The following is a 17,038-nucleotide window of genomic DNA, read 5'->3' on the forward strand; positions in this document are numbered from 1 at the left end:
CGTCCACACCGGTGGCGCAGGTCTTGATGCCCATCGCTTCAGCACGCTTGAGGCCTTCGGAGGTCGGGTCGATACCGACCATCCAGACCGGCTCGATCCACTCGGAGCGTTGCATCTTCATCAGCAGGTCAGTGCCGATGTTACCCGGGCCGATGATGGCCGCTTTCAGTTTCTTGGACATATTGAGGACTCGTGTGGAAGGTTTTATTCAGTGAAGCGGACCGACACAGATCCAAGGCCCGGGGCGGTCAATTGCATCCGGTCGCCAGCCTGTACTGGCTCGAGCGGCACCAGCGAGCCGGACAAAATGATCTCTCCTGCTTCCAGAGCAATGCCGAAACGCCCCAGGGTATTGGCCAGCCAGGCCACCGCATTGGCCGGATGTCCCTGCACGGCAGCCCCCTTGCCGCGGCTGATCTCTTGACCATTCTTGCTGACCGTCATTTCCAGCGCCGCCAGGTCCAGCGAACATGGATCCACACGCTCAGTACCCAGAACGAAAACACCACAGGAAGCATTATCCGCAACCGTATCCTCGATTTTGATCTGCCAGTTTTCGATACGGGAATCGACCACTTCGAAACAGGGCATCACAAACTCGGTGGCTTCAAGCACCTGCCTGGCGGTGACACCGGGCCCCTCCAGCCGGCTCTTCAACTTGAAAGCGATCTCGCCTTCTGCCCGTGGCTGAATCAGGTTGTTATCCCGCAATGAAACCCTGTCCCCATCCATGAAACACATGGCATCGGTGAGGAAACCAAAGTCGGGCTGATCAACCCCCAGGGCTTGCTGAACCGCCCTGGAGGTTACGCCAATTTTCTTGCCCACTATCCGCTCACCGGACTCAATGCGATGCGACATCATGCGCAGCGATATGTAGTAGGCATCCTCAAGACTGATGTTGGCGAAGCGCTCGGACAACGGCTTTACCGGCGTACCGGTCGCCAGTGCCCGATACAACTCATCACCACAGTTATTGACTATTTGTCCCTGCATAACTGTTCTCGCTAAAAGCTATCCTGTATTGACCGTCAGATGTTCTGACTCGCCAGCCTTACTCAACCAGGTTATGACCCCAGACCTTGGGCGCGTTATACAGCGCAATTTCCCATGCCTCATCGTCGTGAATTTCAGCGCCACCGTAGCCGTACTCAATAGCAAAACCGGACGGCGTGACCATGTAGAAAGAGGTCATCTGATCGTTGGTGTGCTTGCCAAGCGTCAATACCAGCGGCACGTCCATCGCGGCAACACGGTCATAGGCCTGGCCCACATCGTCGATGTTGTCGGCCTGCAGCATGAAGTGGTTGAGCTCGCCAGCTCCGGTGCCGAAACAGGGATTACAGATCGCCAGACTGTGGTGACGCGGATTGCAGTGCAGGAAGGTGGCACGCGCCTCATCCCAATGAATGTAATCGGAAATGCGCATCCCCAGCGCATCGCGATAGAACGTCAGCGCGGCTTCCATATCGGAATGACAATAGAGAATATGACCCAGCCCCTGGTCATCGGTGACATACTGGCCGAAGCGGGTGCAACTCGGCTCGTACGGCTGGTTGTCATGGAAAGGTGCAAAACAGACCTCCATCGCGACATTATCGGGGCCACGGAACTTCATCAGCTCCAGTACCTGACGCGCCTCCTTGTCCTGAGGCGAAGCCAGTTCGACGCCGATTCCCAGCTGCTGCAGATGCTGATAGAGCGCGTGGAACTGGTCGATGCTGTCCACCTCCCAGCCCACAAACGCGGTACTGTTGGTGTCGCTTTCAAAAAAAGTGAAACGATGATGATGGGAGTCCATTCGCAACTGGATCTGCCCCTGGGGGCTGTCCTGGCGGGCTTCCAGGCCGAGAATTTCGAACAGGATAGTGTGCCACTGACTGAAGTCGGAGACGTTAAAGCCCAGGTACGAGAGTTTGGTTACAGCCGGCATGATTCTCACCTTTATTGTTGTTAATGTCGGGATGGAGCAAGCGTCTGAAACGGGATGACGGTTAGAGGCTCTCAAACAGCTCGACGTGAATATTTTCGGCCTTGACCCCCAGTGAAATCAGGCGCGTCTTGGCATCCTCTGTCATGGCTGGCGGCCCACAGAGATAGGCCAGAGTGTCTTCATCGGTGATGTCATCGGCGGTAATGGCAAACTGTGCTCGACACTGGTTCCCGTCCCATTCACCTTCGGGGCGCGAGACACAGGTACGCACATCCAGGTTGGGCATCCAGTCCGAGCGCATCTCCAGTTCATCCTGAGCGAACAGATCTTTCTCATGGGAGCAGCCGAATGCCAGAATCACCGGCTTGCGACGGAAATTGTTCTGGCGCAGGGTGTCGATCATGCTCAACATTGGCGCCAGCCCTGTACCGCCGGCGATCATGATTTGCGGCACTTTCTCTTCACGCAGATAGAAAACACCGTAAGCGCCGTCGACCGGAATCTGATCGCCGACCTGGCAGCGTTCGCGCAGGTAATCAGACATGACACCGGATTCCAGTACCCGGATATAGAAGGTCATCTCCGGCAGTTCCTTGACCGTGCTGGACATGGAATAGGAGCGCCATTCCTCGGTGCCCGGCACCTGCAGCTGGACATACTGGCCCGCCTCGAAGTCTTCGAATGCCGTATCTTCCGGCAGCTCCATCACCAGCCGGACCGTGTTGTGGTTGACCCACTCCAGCTCGGTGACCGTACCGATATCCTGATGCGCTTCGTGGTCTTCGGAAAAGGTGCTGGGGTAATCCAGCTCCACCACACAGTCGGTATCCGCCAGTGCGGCGCAGGAGAGCCTCAACCCCTCCTTGGCTTCGCTGGGCAGCAGCGACAGCAGGCGACCGGTATCGGAGCTGACCTCTCCCTCCTCCACCTTGCAGATGCAGGAACCGCAGCTGCCGGTCAGGCACTGCCAGGTTACCGGGACGTCGTTCTTGCGGGCGACATCCAGCAAGAGTTCACCGGGTTGACTGATGGCGTGATACTCGACGCCATCTGAAAATCTGAAAGTGACCTGAGCTTCAGTCTCAAGCACTTGAGCCGCTTCTGATGCAGACATGGCGTATTCTCCTTATTATTGGATGACCGCCGGAGCCAGGCCCCAACGGTCGGCACTGCAACATAGAACCTGTGGAACTCGACAATCAGCTCTTGTCGTACTTCTGTCCGGTTTCGAACGCCTGGGTGCCCGGCCACTTGCCGGTAGCCGCAGCCGCAAAGTGCTGGCTCTGCGCCTTGGTCGCGCCGTGAACACCTTTCGGCACCGGCGCGATACCACGATTGAAGCGGGAGGCGCACTTGCGCCAGACGATGACGGAAGCATCCATGTCGGCCAACTGCTCGTCATCCCAGCCGGTACCATCGGCATAGAAGTTCTGCATCGCATCACGGGCCATCAGGTCGCAATCGTTGAAGCCTTCCAGACACATCGGCTTGTAGAGGTTTTCGAAGCGGTATTCGAACGCCTTGCGCTCCTGCTCGGTATCGCACTTGCGCACCAGTACTTCCCAGTACTCATAGGTGTCGTTGGTGATCGGCACGTACCATTCGTACTGCACCACGTGCTCTTCAGGCCAGTTTTCCACCATCAGCACGCCCGGCATGTACATCGAGGTACGGAAGTATTTCGGGTTCTGGCCATACGCCTTGATGTCCAGAATCGGGTTATCCAGCACCGGCTCGTAGTGCTCGGTGAAATAGCGATTGAGGAAGCCGCGCGGACCGTTCTCATCATCGACGATGGCGATCGCCTCTTCGGACAGCGGCTTGATGCCCAGCGGAACCGCCCACTCCTTCGCCTGCACGATGGCATTGTCACGGTGAATAAGCAGGTGACCGGCATCGAAGCCGTTTTCGCAGGCCAGACGCCAGTTGGCATTACCGGTACGGTGCATGCCCAGTACAACGACATTTTCATCCATGATGGACGGTGTATCCGGCCACAGCGGGTGCGGGAAACGTTCGTTGTTTTCCGGGAAGCGCAGCGGCAGGTCGTTCGCCAGCGGCGGGATTTCCTCGTCCCAGTCCGCTTCGCAGACAAAGACAAAGACCATGCCGGCCACTTCTTCGACGGCGAAGGTCTGGATACCGGTGGTACCGATCAGCTTGTCTTCCGGCGCAGCCACGATGGTGCTCAGCTCACCGTCCTCCAGGTTGAAGGTAAAACCGTGGTACCAGCAGGTGATGGTTTCATCATTGAGGCACATCGGCTTGGCAGAGAAACGAACGCCGCGGTGCAGACACTGGTCCAGCAGCGCATGGACCTTGCCCTTGGCGCGACGGAGTACGATCGGCACGCCGGCGATCTGAATCCCCTTCACTTCACCTTCGGCCAGCTCATCGCTGAAAGCGGCGGGGTACCAATGGTTGATGAAGCCCCACTCGGCTTCCATGTAGGGCTGGTACTGTTTCTTGGTGCTTTTGTCGTTCGCGACACGGGCATTTTTCTTAGACATTGTTTTGTTCCCTCACGGTTCTCTAAGCAACTCACCAGATCTTCTGTAATTACAAATTACTTACAATCAAATATAAATGCAACTTCAATTGAAATTCAATTTAAAATACCAAAAAAATTTAGTGCATGGTCACTTCGCTGACCGCCTCAATCTCGGGCAGCTGCTCCAGCAGCGTTTTTTCAACGAACTCGACCAGGGTTTTCTCGGCATTGCCGCACCCCAGACAGTTGCCGCCAAACTTGAGCCACACCTTCTGCCCGTCCACGCGATCCACGATCACGCTGCCCTGATGCTCGGCCAATGACGGGTTCACATGCTGATTCAGCACCCAGTTGGCGCGCAATTCCAGATCAGCATCCTCGGGAGGCTGCTGCAGGTTATGGAGATTCGGGGCCTTGAGCCTGACCTCACTGCCGAGGCGGTTCTGGCTGTACTCGACGCTCAGTCCCTCAATGAAGCCGGCCAGAGCGCGCTTGTAGCGCAGGCGGAAGCCTTCAAATTCCACCACTTCATCATCGCTCGATCGTTCACGGCTGAAGCTCAGGTAGCACTGGGAAATGGGGGTGCCCGGGTACTGCACCCCCAGGCGCAACTCACGGCAGTTCTCGCGTGCGGCCATCTCTGCCAGGTACTGGCCGGCCTGCTCAGTGACATGAATGTTGGCTTTGCTCATAAGGCCTCCGTCTCAAGGATCAACCTTCCTGCAGGAAGGACATCACCAGGTTGTTGAAGCGCTGCGCCTGCTCGATCTGGGTCCAGTGACCGCAGCAGCCGAACATATGGAACTGGGAGTGCTTGATCTTGCGCGCCAGGTTTTCCGACACCGTTACCGGTACGACCGCATCGTCACGGCCATGGATGATCAGCACCTCCTGCTTGATGGCGGCCAGATCCTGGTCGCTGACCACCTGGGCATCGGCCCAGCGCTGATAGGGCTCAGGGAAGACACGTTCAAAGCGCTCCTGGAAGCCGGGACGGATGGTGGCGCGATACCGCATTTCGGCCAGTTCATCGGTGGCGATGCTCTGGTCATAGGCCATGATCTGCAGGATCTCCTTCATCGCCTCGATCGACGGCTTATAGCCCCAGAGCTTCTTCAGATTGGCACTGACCTCGAACGGCTGGCCACCACTGCCCATCAACACCATGCGACCGACACGCCCGGGATGACGCACCGCCAATGCCAGCGTCAGCGAGCCACCAAAGGAGTTGCCGATAAAATCGGCCTGCTGGATATCCAGCGCATCCATGAAACGGATGATCTGGTCGACCCAGGTATCCATATGCACGAACTCGAAGTCATCCGGCGTTTCGGTGTAACCGAAACCGACCAGGTCGGGCGCCAGCACCCGGCGTGACGGCGAGAACATCGGGATGGTATTGCGCCAGTTGGCCCAGGCCGTGACACCGGCCCCGGAGCCGTGCAGCAGAATCAGCGCACGCCCCTCGCCTTCGTCGTGATAGTTGACACGGATATCACCCAGGTCCAGTTGACGACCGATTTCAGGAGTTTCATTCGACATCTTCTTATCCCTCTTTATTCAGCATCGGCTTCACGCAGGAAGTCATGGACCAACTGGTTGAAACGTGATGCCTGTTCGATTTGTGTCCAGTGACCGCAACAGCCGAAGATATGCAACTGTGCGTGCGGAATCTTCATGGCCAGCTGCTCAGAGACCTCGACCGGTACCACCCGGTCATCCCGGCCATGCAGCAGCAGGGTTTGGTGTGGCAGCGCTGCCAGTTGCTCATCCGGGATGACCAGCACATCGGCCCAGCGCTGGTACGGCGGCGGGAATACCTTTTCAAAGCGTTCCTGCACGCCCGGTCGGATGGTCGAGCGATAACGCAGTTCAGCCAGCTCTTCGGTCGCAATGCTCTGGTCATAGGCCATGATCTGCAGGATCTCGCGCATCGATTCGATGGATGGCTGATAACCCCAGAGCTTTTTCAGGCATTCGTTCACTTCGAACGGCTGGCCGCCACTGCCCATCAGTACCATGCGCCCCACCCGCTCCGGGTGACGCACTACCAGCGCCAGCGTCAGAGAACCACCGAAGGAGTTGCCGACAAAGTCGGCCTGTTCGATCCCCAGTGCATCCATGAAACGGATGATCTGGTCGACCCAGCCTTCCATGTGGACAAATTCATAGTCCTCGGGCGTTTCTGTGTAGCCAAAGCCTGCCAGGTCCGGTGCCAGCACACGTCGAAACTGGGCAAGTTCAGGGATGGTATTGCGCCAGTTGGCCCAGGCGCTGACACCGGCTCCGGAACCATGCAGTAACAGGACAGGCTGTCCCTCACCCGCATCGTGATAATTGACCTTCATGGTGCCGATATCGATCATCCGGCCGACTTCAGGAGTATTGGTCATGTTCAGAATTCCTAAAAAGGCCGCAGGTCCCCGAAGGGGTAGGGACCCGCGGATGTTACGAGTTAACGCGCGGTTGCCCGCAGCACGGAAAGGCTGACGTCATCCGCGGCAAGGCCCGGTGTATTGGTGCTCCAGGTGTTGGTGTCCGGGAAGAACACGGTGGCATGATTACGCTTGAAGTCGATGGTCGCACCGGAGGTGGTACGCACATCGACGCTGCCGTCGTCAGCCAGGTTGGGATAGGAGTGGAACTGGAACATCTTCCAGAAATCGCCTTTCTTGTCGTAGGCTTCACCCATATGGATACGTGGATACTCGGTATCGATATAGAGCACTTTCTTGCTGTACGGATGCTCTTCCGGAGGAATCGCCTCAATCACATACACTTCACGCGGTTCGTAACGGTCCTGGTTGAAATTCCAGTAGGGTGCTTTTGCAAGATCCAGCGTCGGGAAAGACTCGGCCTCGCTGTTACCGTCCGGGTTCCATGCACTGTTGATGCCATGGGCAGCGGTCAGGATATGGCGCTTGCCCAGCATCCGGTACTCCTTGTACCAGGTCGGGTTGGCGTTGAAGACCTCGATATCATCCTGCAACTGGTCGGTCCCGCCGATCGGGTCCATCCAGGCACCGCCGGACAGACGGCGGGTACGGCGTACAGCGCGGATGTAGGCCCAGACATCCTCTACCTCTTCGTTATCCTTGCGCACAGTGTAGGTACCCAGGCCCTTGATATCCCGAGGCCCGGTGGCAACGAAAATGGTGCGGCTCAGTTCGCTGCCATCACCCTCGACCTGCTCCCCGGTCATCCGCCCTTTCATGGTGTAGCGTACGAACTTCCAGTTCTGAACACGCTCGACACCACTGTCGCCGTCGATCAGCACATAAGCCACATTGGGCACGTTCATCACATCGCCGCGCGGGTTTCCGTAGTACCAGTTCCAGACAACCTTCTTGGCCGCTTCAGGGTCATTCATGTCGATATTCGGGAAAGGCGCACCGCCTGCCCAGCCATCGATCCGGCCTTCGGCTTCATTGATGCTGACCTTGCCCACATTCTGCTGCGAGCGTGCGACCCAGTCACTGCCCAGCGTGACCGGCTGGGAGTGCACCAGCTTCATTTCAAAACCGTTGTTGCGAATGCGCCATTCCACCTTCTCGGTCAACAGATCCCTGATCTTGTGACCTTCGAAGGTGTCGTCGTACAACTGATCGATATTGGCCACCGAGAGTACAGTTCCCGGCTGTACTTCCGCCATCAGGGGAGCGCTGGCCAGGGTGCAGGCCAGCGTCAGAACGGAGGGAAAAAGGGTATTTTTATAATTCATGATTCACCTCAATATCAGAACTGATAGGTCACAGTCAGAGCAAACTGATCGTTGTCTTCGAACCAGCCGAACAGGCTGGAGTCGGTCGTGCTGGCCACCGGTGCACCATTCTCACGCGTGCCATCCGACCAGAACAGGTCGAACTCACCCTTCACTTTCCAGTGGTTGCCGATGGTGTAGGTCAGGCTTGGAACAGCAAAACCGCCGCCATAGGTCAGGTCGAAGCCGGCCACCAGTTCCGGTGTCAGACGACCATTCATGTAGGAGAGACCAAAGATGGTGGTCAGCAGAGTGGAGTGTTCCTTGCGCAGCTCCGGCTGGCCGACCAGGACTTTCAAACGGTCACTCTCATCGAAGTCCATGATCCAGGTATCAAACAGCTGCATGCTGAAGAACGCCGGCTTTTCCGCGCCGAACAGGGACTGGGCAAAAGCAAGGTTCTTGTCGACACGCACCATGGAGCGCAGCACGTCCTTTTCTTCGATGCCGCAGAAGCCGTGCTCGATGAAGTTACAGGCGGCCGCACCTTCACCGAAACCGCCGTAGTTGAAAGGCGCATCCTTGATGTACGCGAACTCGGTGCTCCAGACAAAATCACCGGTGCCGGAATAGCCGTTCAGGGTGAAGCCAAGCATGTCGATCATCGGATAGATCACTTCGCCGATGGTGCTCGCCTGGTCACTGCCGTATTCCCCCTTGTAGGCCATGCCGCCAAAAGCGGGGTTGGCATTCATCACCGGGTCGGGGTTAAAGGTTTTCAGGTAGGCGAAGGAGTAGCCCAGGTCACCCCACATGCCGTTCCAGCGGATGCCGTAGGTAGGGTCATCCATATCCCCTTCACTGTGGTCGTAGTTGTAGGGGTCAACCGCCGGGAAATACACGCCTTTCCAGGGATTCGATGCCCAGCGACCGCCCTCAATGTCGTAACTGTTACCGATATCTTCCTCGTCATCCCAGCCGGGTCGGAACAGCAGCTGCAATGAGCCGTCTGCCTCCGGCACATCGATGATGGCGTTAGCCATGATCAGCGGCTTGCGCAGGTCCGAGTTGGCCGGCTCCAGGAAGGAACGCCAGGTATAGTCAAAGCCATGCACCATATCCATGGCCTGGAAGAAGTCCGTTTCACCCCAGGCAACCTGCTGCTTGCCCAGCTTGAGCATCGTCCGATCCCCGACCGGGATATCCAGGTAGGCCTCCCGAATATCGGCATCGTCGTAATAATCGCCGACACCTTCATTGCCGTAGGCACCCATCGCTTCCAGATCTTTCAGGTAATCCAGACGCTGTTCCCAGTTGGCCCGGGCAACGCCCACGAAGGCGATATCCCGGGGCAGATCCGCGACCCACTCCAGCTGGAGCGTGGTGCGGTTCATGGACATGTCGCCACTGGCATCGGCCGGGCCGGCCGCCGTAACGGGATCATCCAGATTCCAGGACATATGCTGACGGATAAAACCGTCGATTCTGACCGGGCCCAGCTCGACCGCCTGGGCCGACTGTATGGCCGTACTGACGGCCAGCGCCGTCAGGGTCAAGGCCAGTGGATTATGCCGCTGCTTTTTCATTGACCACCTCGTGTTTTTCTTCTGTTGTAGAGGACGGGATCTTGCGATCGCCATAGATGAAGGACGGTTTAAAGATGTGAGCCAGTGCAGGCATCACGAAGAGTGCAGTGAAGGCGGATACGGTCAGCCACAACGCGACCAGCAGCCCCATCTCTGCCTGGAATTTCAGTGAGCTCTGGTACACCAGCAACACTGAAACGATCAGTACAAAAGCGGTTACGATCACGCCCTTGCCGGCACTGTGCAGCGCGCGCTCAATCGCTTCCAGATCACCGGCACCGGCATTCAGCTCCTGCTTGATGCGGTCACAGATATAGAGCGCATAGTCGACCCCCAGACCAATGCCCAGGGCGGCAACCGGCACCGTATTGATGTTCATGCCGATGCCCATGTAGGCCATGAAGCTGAAGGTGACGGTGTTGGACAGCACCACCGGCACCATGAAGAACATGCCGGCCACCGACGAGCGATAGACGACGGTACAGAGAATCACCAGAATCAGCAGCGCGAGGGCGATCGACTGCAACTGACCGGACAGGATCACTTCGTTGACCGCCGCGATGACCCCAATCAACCCACCGGCCAGCTTGAATTCCCCCTCTTCCAATGGATGGCTGGCGATGAACTCCTTGATCCGGGACACGGCCGTCCGCACGGTTTCACCCTGGCGGTCGCGGAAGAACAGGGTGACCGAACCGTTGGCCCGCTCGGTGTCCACATAGCGGTCCATGTCACCAGGCTCAGCACCGGCCTCAAACATATACAGCAGCTCGCCATTGATATCCTGGGTTTCGCCGAGCTCCTCGTAGCGCGGGTTACCCTCGCGCAGGGTACGGTTCACGGCCGGCAGCACATCCGCTATCGACAGGGTGCCGCCCACCTCGGGCTGAACCTCAATGAAACGCTGGAACTCCTGCATGGCATTGAGAATTTCGGGCTTCTTGACCAGGTCAGGTTGATCGCCCCCGATGACCACGAACATCCGGTCAGCACCCTGGAACTTGTCATTGATCGCAGCCGAGTCGGTGTTGTACTGCGAGTCAGGCCAGAGGATCGGAGAACCCGGGTTGGCATCACCAACCTTCAGCGACAGGGCAAAATAGCCGCAGACCATCAGTACGATGGCGGTCCAGACCACCACCACATAGCGGGTCTTGCTGACCACGATCAAGTGGCACAGGTTGAGTACCCAATGCAGCAGGCGGCCTACGTTGAAGGGATGCGCATAACCGCGCGGATGCTTCACCCAGGACAGCATCACCGGCGTCAGGATAATGGCACTGACCGCCACTGTGCCCACCCAGACCACGGCCAGCAACGCCAGTTTCTGCAGCAGCGGAATCGGGCTCAGTGCCACCACGGCGACACAACAGGCATCGGTCGCAATACCCAGGATGCCCGGACGCAACAGCTCCTTCAGCGTGGTCAGGGCCGCCGCGCCCGAGCTCTCGCCACCGGCCTCGATCTGTTCAACTTCTTCGTTGTAGCGGGTAATGATCTGGACCGAGTGCGAGATGGCACGTGCGGTAATTAGCATGGCGATGACAATCACCAGCGGATCGAAATGAATACCGATCAGGTTGGAAATCCCAAGAGCCCAGGTCGCGCTGACCAGACCGGACAGCAGTGGCAGAAAGGTACCGCGCCAGGTACGGTTGAGGATGAACAGCAGTGCAACGACCACCAGCAGTGCCATCAGCACCAGGTTGATGGTTTCCGGCAGGTAGTAGTTGACCCAGCCGTAGAGGATAGGATCACCGACCAGGCGCACTACCACACCCGGTTCGTCGATGCTGTTGACCAGCGTGGTGATCTCGTTGAAGGCAGTTTCGTAGTCGAGCAAGCGGTCAATGAAGTCAACCGTGATCAGGGTCGAAGACAGATCAGCCGAGACATAGGGGCCATAGATCAGCGAGTTGCGCAATACCTTCTCTTCCAGCTCCTGCAGCTCTGCCTCCGTCTGAGGCAGGTCCGGCCACATGATCGGACGGGTCTCGATACCACTGGTAGAAGCCTTGACCTCTTTCAGCTTCTTGGATGCGATCGAGACCACCTGGAAGGGGTTTACCGCCGATACCTTCTGCAGCTCCCGCGTCAGATGATCCACCACCTGGAGCACCCGGGGCTGAAAGATATTGCCATCTTCGGCTTCAACCATGATGGTCACCAGGTTGGAGCCACCAAAGGTATCCTTGAAGGCGTTGTGTGTTTTGACATATTCATGATCGCTGGGCAGCAGATCCTGAAAGACGGTTTTAACCTCTATGTCCTGTGCGGCGTAGCCAAATCCCAGGGTTATCAGAGCGATCAGGGAGACCACCCAAATCCTGAACCGGATCAACCAGTTAGCGAAATTCTCGGTCATACAATTCTCCTGCGGGAGCCAGCTTTCTTCTTATATTTAACGGTCACTCAGTACGCGCCACTGCTGGTCGGCCCAGACACCCAGGTTGCGTCCTGCCAGCAACACCCCTTGCTGAAAGGGAACCAGCGCGGTGTGCCAAGCCATCTCACGTGCGGCAAGACGCCCCGACGCCCACTGGTCCAGTCCCCGGTTACCCGTGACCCAGACACCCTTGGCACCGGCCCCAACCCAGCGATCCAGCGTCTCGACCCAACGCACGGTGAAAATATGTTCGGTGGTCATGTCTTCCCAGGAGTCGCTGCGCGCGGTACCCGGCTCCGTCATGGCCGGCGGCGCCTGCAGGTCATCCAAGGCGGCCACCCAGCTGCGACCGGCATCGCGAGTGGCCAAAATGATGCCCTCGAGCCCAACAGCCAGACCGTTGCGCTCATCTCGAAACGCAACTGACATCAGACTGTTTTCCGCTCCGGTATCGGCGAATTGCCAGCTGCGGCCGTTATCATCCGAGCGCAAGACCGTGCCGAACTCACCGACAGCGACCAGCACACCAGGACTGACACGCACTACTTCGTTCAGAATGAAATCCTCGGCCTCACGCACCTGCTGCCAGCTGCGACCGTAATCGGTACTCTTGAGAATCATGCCGAAGGCACCCACCGCCCAGGCCTCGCCGCCGGGATACGCCTTAACGTCCATCAGCTTGTTGACCACATCGCTGATCGGCACCTCAACACGCTGCCAGGCACTTCCTCCGTCCTCGGTACGCAGCACCACGCCATCGTTGCCCACCACAACGGCATGCCGCTCATCCCAGGCCGCAATATCCTGCAGGTGCAGCGAAACAGGTGTTGCCTGCACGTCCCAGATTTCACCCTGATCCCGGCTGATGATGACCTTGCCATCGGCCCCCACCGCCCAGATCACACGATCATCGATCACGGCGACACCATAGAAACGATCACGGGATTCAATGGCCGCGGGCGTAACGGTCTTGCCAACTGGCTTGGGCTTGACGAACAGCCCCACATAGAGGAGTGCGGCGATCACCACCCATGGCATCGCGGCAGTTATGAGACGAGATAACAACTTGAGCATTACGGCTGCCCTCCACCCGAAAACAACGATTGAATATCAATTGATTTTTGATCGAGTATTGGTCTTGTGGCGCTCGAATGTCAACTGTTAATTAATAATTACAGGCGCAAAATTCGGGTGGACGTTGGGCTGGATGATGACTCATGTCAGATCAAGAAAAGACAAAATCAATAATTATCCATAATAATCAATTGTTTATGATGAAAAGTCTGCCAATCCTTTTGCTCTGCATCATGAACTTACTCTCACAAAATCCTTGACCTTACGGTAATTATTAATTAATCATCGATACATACCAATTGAATTTCAATAGAAAGTATCGGTAAAAATAATGAAAAACCTCTCTGTTGGACAAGCATCTGTAGCCCTGGCATCAGGCCGGATTAGCAGTGAAGAGTTGACCGGCCGCTGCCTGGAGCAGATTCGCAAGCGTGAACCGGAAACCCATGCCTGGGCTTTCATTGATCCGGAGCGAGCACTGGATCAGGCCAGACAAAGAGATCGTGAAGAACGACGCTCCCCTCTGCACGGTATCCCCGTCGGTATCAAGGACATCATCGATACCGCCGACATGCCGACCGCTTATGGCAATGAGCGTTATGCCAGCCACCTGCCGTCGCAGGATGCCGAGATCGTTTCCCTGCTGAAAAAAGCCGGTGCCGTAATTCTGGGCAAAACCGTGACCACCGAGTTTGCCTACTTCACGCCCGGCCCTACGCGTAACCCCAATAACCTGTCACATACTCCCGGCGGTTCCTCCAGCGGCTCGGCAGCCGCAGTGGCCGACCAGCATGTGCCCTTCGCATTGGGAACCCAGACAGCCGGCTCTATGATCAGGCCCGCCAGCTTCAACGGCATCGTCGGCCTCAAGCCCAGCTTCGGCACCCTGCCTTATAAAGGTACCCACACGCTTGCCGGCTCCCTCGATACGCTGGGTCTGTTCTCACGCACCATTGCCGACCAGCGCCTGCTGCTGACGGCACTGGCACCGCATCTGCAGATTGCCAATGGCCCCGAAACCCCCGTCGTCGCTGTCTGCAGAACGGCTTACTGGGACCAGATCGAACGAGATATGCAGCAAGCCTTCACACGCCATGTCACCGCGCTGAAGGAACAGGGTATTGCGTGTGTGGAATATGAACTGCCGGTCATGTTCACCGAGCTTGCCGATGCACAGCGTGCGATCATGGCCGTCGAGGCCTCGCGGGCACTGCATGAGGAATATCAGCATCACCAGGCATCGCTGGGCACCTTCACGATCGAGCTGATTGAAGAAGGGCTGGCCGTGACACCGGAGCAGGAAGCCGCCGCCCGCAATCTGGCCGCCCGCTGCCGCTATCGACTCGAGCACATTTTCGACGCTCACGACCTGATCCTGACACCCGCTGCACTGGGTGTGGCCCCGGCCGGTATCGAACGCACCGGTGACCCCATCCTGCAGCGTATCTGGACCTTCCTGGGCAACCCGTCCTTGACCTATCCCATCGCCAGAACGGCCCAAAACCTGCCACTGGGGGTCCAGCTGGTCGGTGCTTTTGGACAGGATCATGCCCTGATCGACATGGCCGATCGGCTCAACACCCTCGCGACAGGAGACTGAGATGAACAACACGCACGCGTTTGACCCTCAGCAGCAGGCCTGGTTTGAAGCCGCCTGCAAACGTATCGACACGGAGCGGTTACGACGCCTGAATGCCGACCTGGTTAATATCCACAGCCCCACCGGGTCGGAGCAGGAGGCCAGTGAATTCATGGCGGCACGCATGGAAAGTATCGGGCTTAAGGCTCGCTACCAGCCGGTCAACGACGCCAGCGGCAACGCCATTGGTGAGTTGTGCGGAGACGGTACGGGGCCGAGCCTGCTGCTCTATGCCCCGATCGACACCCACCTGGAAGGCAATGAAACGGATCTGCCGATGGTTGGCGATCGACTGCGGGATGACATGAAACCCGAAGCCATTCTGAGGGATGACCTGGTCATCGGGCTGGGCGCTTCCAACCCCAAGGCGATGGTGGCCTCGCTGACCGAAGCGGTCAATGCCGTGATCGAAGCCGGCATTGAACTGAAAGGAAAGGTAGTGCTCGCATTTGCCGGTGGTGGGATGCCGCTTTACGTCCCCGAGCGCGGCAACTATGGCATGTCTACCGGCGTTACTCATATGATCACCCACGGCGTAACCGCCGATTTCGGTATCATCATGAAGCCCTGGTACGAGATCTACCACGAGCATCCCGGCATGTGCTGGTTCAAGGTATCGGTCAAGGGATCTCTTGGCTATGCCGGCATTCCTCGCGGCACCCCGGGTTTCCGCAGTTCCATCATCCCGGCCACCACTGTGATCAATGAGATCGAGCAGTGGCTGACCGAGTTTCCATCCCGTCACAGTTCGGATCAGATTGCACCAGAGGGCTGGATCGCCTCAGTACGCTCCGGCTGGCCGGAACGTCCCGCCTTCCCGGCAGCGACCACCGAGATCTTTATCGATGTGCGTACCAACCCGAACCAGACCATGGCCGGCATACGTCACGAATTCGACCAGATGATGGCCGGGATTCTGCAGCGCCATCCCGACATTGAAGCGGAATGGGACATGTACGGCTCCTGCCCGGGATCGGCCACGGCACCCGACCACTGGATCGTGCAATCGGCACACGCGGCCTGGGAACATCAGGAAGGCCGGCCCTACCCGGGGGCTCCCATGCTGAGCGGTCAGACCGATGCCGCCATGATCAACAAGCTGGGGATCCCTCTGGTACGCGTCGGCTACCCCTGGATCGGTGATGCCAGCGTACCCGAAGAGTTTGCTGACGGACTGGGAGGCATGGGGGTCAGCAATATCCAGGATCTGGTCAAACCGATCGAGAACATTATCTATTCCATCATCGACTGCTGCACTCGCACACGTGAAGAGACCGGCCTGAACGGCTGAACTCAAACGCCACCAGCTTCCCCCTGAAATCAGGGGGAAGCATCCGGTAACAATCGCGATCACCATGGGTATACTAGTTGCATCATGCATCTGTACACGGGAACCCCATGACCCCCATCGGTTATATCCACAGCCCTTTCGACGAAAAATTCGGCATTCCGCGCCAGCCGGGTCTGGCCTCCATTCGTGCCGAGATTGAGCTGGTACCTCCCTTCGCAAGTGCTGATGCCGTACGAGGGCTGGAGCACTGCTCCCACATCTGGCTGGTTTTCCTGTTCAGCGCCACCGCCGACCAGGGCTGGAGCCCCACGGTGCGACCGCCGCGCCTGGGCGGCAACCAGCGCCTGGGCGTGTTTGCCACCCGCTCTCCTTTCCGCCCCAATCCCATAGGGCTGTCCTGTGTTCGCCTGACGAGTATCCGCTGCGAAGGTGATAGCATCCGACTGGAAGTGGAAGGGGCGGACCTGCTCAATGGCACCCCCATTCTCGATATCAAACCCTACCTGCCCTACTCGGACAGCCTTCCGGATGCCGAATTTGCCCTGGCGTCGAAGATCGAGCGCCTGCAGCAGCCGGTGGTATTCAGCCCGGAAGCGGAGCAGACCTGCACCGCCCTGAGCCAGCAGCTGAACCAGCCGCTGGCACGACAGATCGCCGAGATCCTCAGCTGCGACCCGCGGCCGGCATACAAGAAGGGCGACAGCGAACGCATCTACGGCGTCAGCCTCTATGGACAGAATATCCGCTTCAGAATCAGCGACGAGCAGATCGAAGTGATCAGCATTACCCCCGTTTCCGAGGCTTGAGACAGCGTCAGTATAGACAGGCACGCTTCGAACACCGGACAGTATTCAGTTGCTCCGATACCCTGAGCAACTGGAGCAAATACCGGTTGTCAGCCTGGGTTGTCTAGCATCATAATTACATAAGAATCCTCT

Annotated in this window: 14 protein-coding genes and 2 pseudogenes; 3 read left to right on the forward strand and 13 right to left on the reverse strand. The window is 57.8% G+C overall.

Features of this window, described 5'->3' with window-relative positions:
- The 13 genes and pseudogenes from ABD013_RS17130 to ABD013_RS17185 form a co-directional block, all read right to left on the reverse strand.
- Nucleotides 1-181, reverse strand: a pseudogene (locus ABD013_RS17130) (acetaldehyde dehydrogenase (acetylating)); the annotation flags it as partial.
- 23 nt (nt 182-204) lie between these two features.
- The gene (locus ABD013_RS17135) at nt 205-996 is read right to left on the reverse strand and encodes a fumarylacetoacetate hydrolase family protein (protein WP_343808816.1); all 792 of its coding nucleotides are present in this window, start codon (nt 994-996) and stop codon (nt 205-207) included.
- 58 nt (nt 997-1,054) lie between these two features.
- Nucleotides 1,055-1,933 carry a VOC family protein gene (locus ABD013_RS17140; RefSeq protein ID WP_343808818.1) on the reverse strand — a complete coding sequence of 293 codons (879 nt, stop codon included), beginning with the start codon at nt 1,931-1,933 and terminating at the stop codon, nt 1,055-1,057.
- 61 nt (nt 1,934-1,994) lie between these two features.
- Nucleotides 1,995-3,047 (reverse strand): 2Fe-2S iron-sulfur cluster binding domain-containing protein, encoded by a 1,053-nt coding sequence (locus tag ABD013_RS17145; RefSeq protein WP_343808820.1) that lies wholly within the window; start codon nt 3,045-3,047, stop codon nt 1,995-1,997.
- 85 nt (nt 3,048-3,132) lie between these two features.
- Nucleotides 3,133-4,041, reverse strand: a complete 909-nt coding sequence (locus ABD013_RS17150; RefSeq protein ID WP_425543423.1) for an SRPBCC family protein — start codon at nt 4,039-4,041, stop codon at nt 3,133-3,135.
- 75 nt (nt 4,042-4,116) lie between these two features.
- Nucleotides 4,117-4,443, reverse strand: a pseudogene (locus tag ABD013_RS18505) (Rieske 2Fe-2S domain-containing protein); the annotation flags it as partial.
- 118 nt (nt 4,444-4,561) lie between these two features.
- On the reverse strand, nt 4,562-5,116 hold the full coding sequence (locus tag ABD013_RS17155) for a NifU family protein (RefSeq protein ID WP_343808824.1): 555 nt from the start codon (nt 5,114-5,116) through the stop codon (nt 4,562-4,564).
- A gap of 19 nt (nt 5,117-5,135) precedes the next feature.
- Nucleotides 5,136-5,966, reverse strand: a complete 831-nt coding sequence (locus tag ABD013_RS17160; protein ID WP_343808826.1) for an alpha/beta fold hydrolase — start codon at nt 5,964-5,966, stop codon at nt 5,136-5,138.
- Nucleotides 5,967-5,980: 14 nt separating this feature from the next.
- The gene (locus ABD013_RS17165) at nt 5,981-6,817 is read right to left on the reverse strand and encodes an alpha/beta fold hydrolase (RefSeq protein WP_343808828.1); all 837 of its coding nucleotides are present in this window, start codon (nt 6,815-6,817) and stop codon (nt 5,981-5,983) included.
- A gap of 62 nt (nt 6,818-6,879) precedes the next feature.
- Nucleotides 6,880-8,145: a DUF1329 domain-containing protein gene (locus ABD013_RS17170; RefSeq protein ID WP_343808830.1), complete on the reverse strand. Its 1,266-nt coding sequence runs from the start codon at nt 8,143-8,145 to the stop codon at nt 6,880-6,882.
- Nucleotides 8,146-8,159: 14 nt separating this feature from the next.
- Nucleotides 8,160-9,710, reverse strand: coding sequence for a DUF1302 family protein (locus tag ABD013_RS17175; protein ID WP_343808832.1), 1,551 nt, complete (start codon nt 9,708-9,710; stop codon nt 8,160-8,162).
- Nucleotides 9,691-12,075 (reverse strand): efflux RND transporter permease subunit, encoded by a 2,385-nt coding sequence (locus ABD013_RS17180; RefSeq protein ID WP_343808834.1) that lies wholly within the window; start codon nt 12,073-12,075, stop codon nt 9,691-9,693. The genes ABD013_RS17175 and ABD013_RS17180 overlap by 20 nt, the downstream gene beginning before the upstream one ends.
- A gap of 36 nt (nt 12,076-12,111) precedes the next feature.
- Nucleotides 12,112-13,170, reverse strand: a complete 1,059-nt coding sequence (locus ABD013_RS17185) for a WD40/YVTN/BNR-like repeat-containing protein (protein WP_343808836.1) — start codon at nt 13,168-13,170, stop codon at nt 12,112-12,114.
- 331 nt (nt 13,171-13,501) lie between these two features.
- Here ABD013_RS17185 and ABD013_RS17190 point away from each other — a divergent pair, with 331 nt between their 5' ends.
- From ABD013_RS17190 to tsaA, 3 genes are all read left to right on the forward strand, one after another.
- Complete coding sequence (locus ABD013_RS17190) at nt 13,502-14,770, forward strand: amidase (protein ID WP_343808838.1); 1,269 nt, start codon at nt 13,502-13,504, stop codon at nt 14,768-14,770.
- Nucleotide 14,771: 1 nt separating this feature from the next.
- A complete protein-coding gene (locus ABD013_RS17195) occupies nt 14,772-16,100 on the forward strand; it encodes a M20 family metallopeptidase (protein ID WP_343808840.1) in 1,329 nt (442 codons plus the stop codon).
- Between the two features lie 107 nt (nt 16,101-16,207).
- Complete coding sequence (gene tsaA, locus ABD013_RS17200) at nt 16,208-16,906, forward strand: tRNA (N6-threonylcarbamoyladenosine(37)-N6)-methyltransferase TrmO (protein ID WP_343808842.1); 699 nt, start codon at nt 16,208-16,210, stop codon at nt 16,904-16,906.
- Nucleotides 16,907-17,038 lie beyond the last annotated feature (132 nt).

Source organism: Marinobacterium maritimum (assembly GCF_039523155.1).
GTDB lineage: Bacteria > Pseudomonadota > Gammaproteobacteria > Pseudomonadales > Balneatricaceae > Marinobacterium > Marinobacterium maritimum.

Coding starts and splice junctions, on each gene's coding strand:
- ABD013_RS17135 (WP_343808816.1), bottom strand. CDS start 996: ATGCAGGGACAAATAGTCAATAACTGTGGTGATGAGTTGTATCGGGCA.
- ABD013_RS17140 (WP_343808818.1), bottom strand. CDS start 1,933: ATGCCGGCTGTAACCAAACTCTCGTACCTGGGCTTTAACGTCTCCGAC.
- ABD013_RS17145 (WP_343808820.1), bottom strand. CDS start 3,047: ATGTCTGCATCAGAAGCGGCTCAAGTGCTTGAGACTGAAGCTCAGGTC.
- ABD013_RS17150 (WP_425543423.1), bottom strand. CDS start 4,041: ATGGTCTTTGTCTTTGTCTGCGAAGCGGACTGGGACGAGGAAATCCCG.
- ABD013_RS17155 (WP_343808824.1), bottom strand. CDS start 5,116: ATGAGCAAAGCCAACATTCATGTCACTGAGCAGGCCGGCCAGTACCTG.
- ABD013_RS17160 (WP_343808826.1), bottom strand. CDS start 5,966: ATGTCGAATGAAACTCCTGAAATCGGTCGTCAACTGGACCTGGGTGAT.
- ABD013_RS17165 (WP_343808828.1), bottom strand. CDS start 6,817: ATGACCAATACTCCTGAAGTCGGCCGGATGATCGATATCGGCACCATG.
- ABD013_RS17170 (WP_343808830.1), bottom strand. CDS start 8,145: ATGAATTATAAAAATACCCTTTTTCCCTCCGTTCTGACGCTGGCCTGC.
- ABD013_RS17175 (WP_343808832.1), bottom strand. CDS start 9,710: ATGAAAAAGCAGCGGCATAATCCACTGGCCTTGACCCTGACGGCGCTG.
- ABD013_RS17180 (WP_343808834.1), bottom strand. CDS start 12,075: ATGACCGAGAATTTCGCTAACTGGTTGATCCGGTTCAGGATTTGGGTG.
- ABD013_RS17185 (WP_343808836.1), bottom strand. CDS start 13,170: ATGCTCAAGTTGTTATCTCGTCTCATAACTGCCGCGATGCCATGGGTG.
- ABD013_RS17190 (WP_343808838.1), top strand. CDS start 13,502: ATGAAAAACCTCTCTGTTGGACAAGCATCTGTAGCCCTGGCATCAGGC.
- ABD013_RS17195 (WP_343808840.1), top strand. CDS start 14,772: ATGAACAACACGCACGCGTTTGACCCTCAGCAGCAGGCCTGGTTTGAA.
- tsaA (WP_343808842.1), top strand. CDS start 16,208: ATGACCCCCATCGGTTATATCCACAGCCCTTTCGACGAAAAATTCGGC.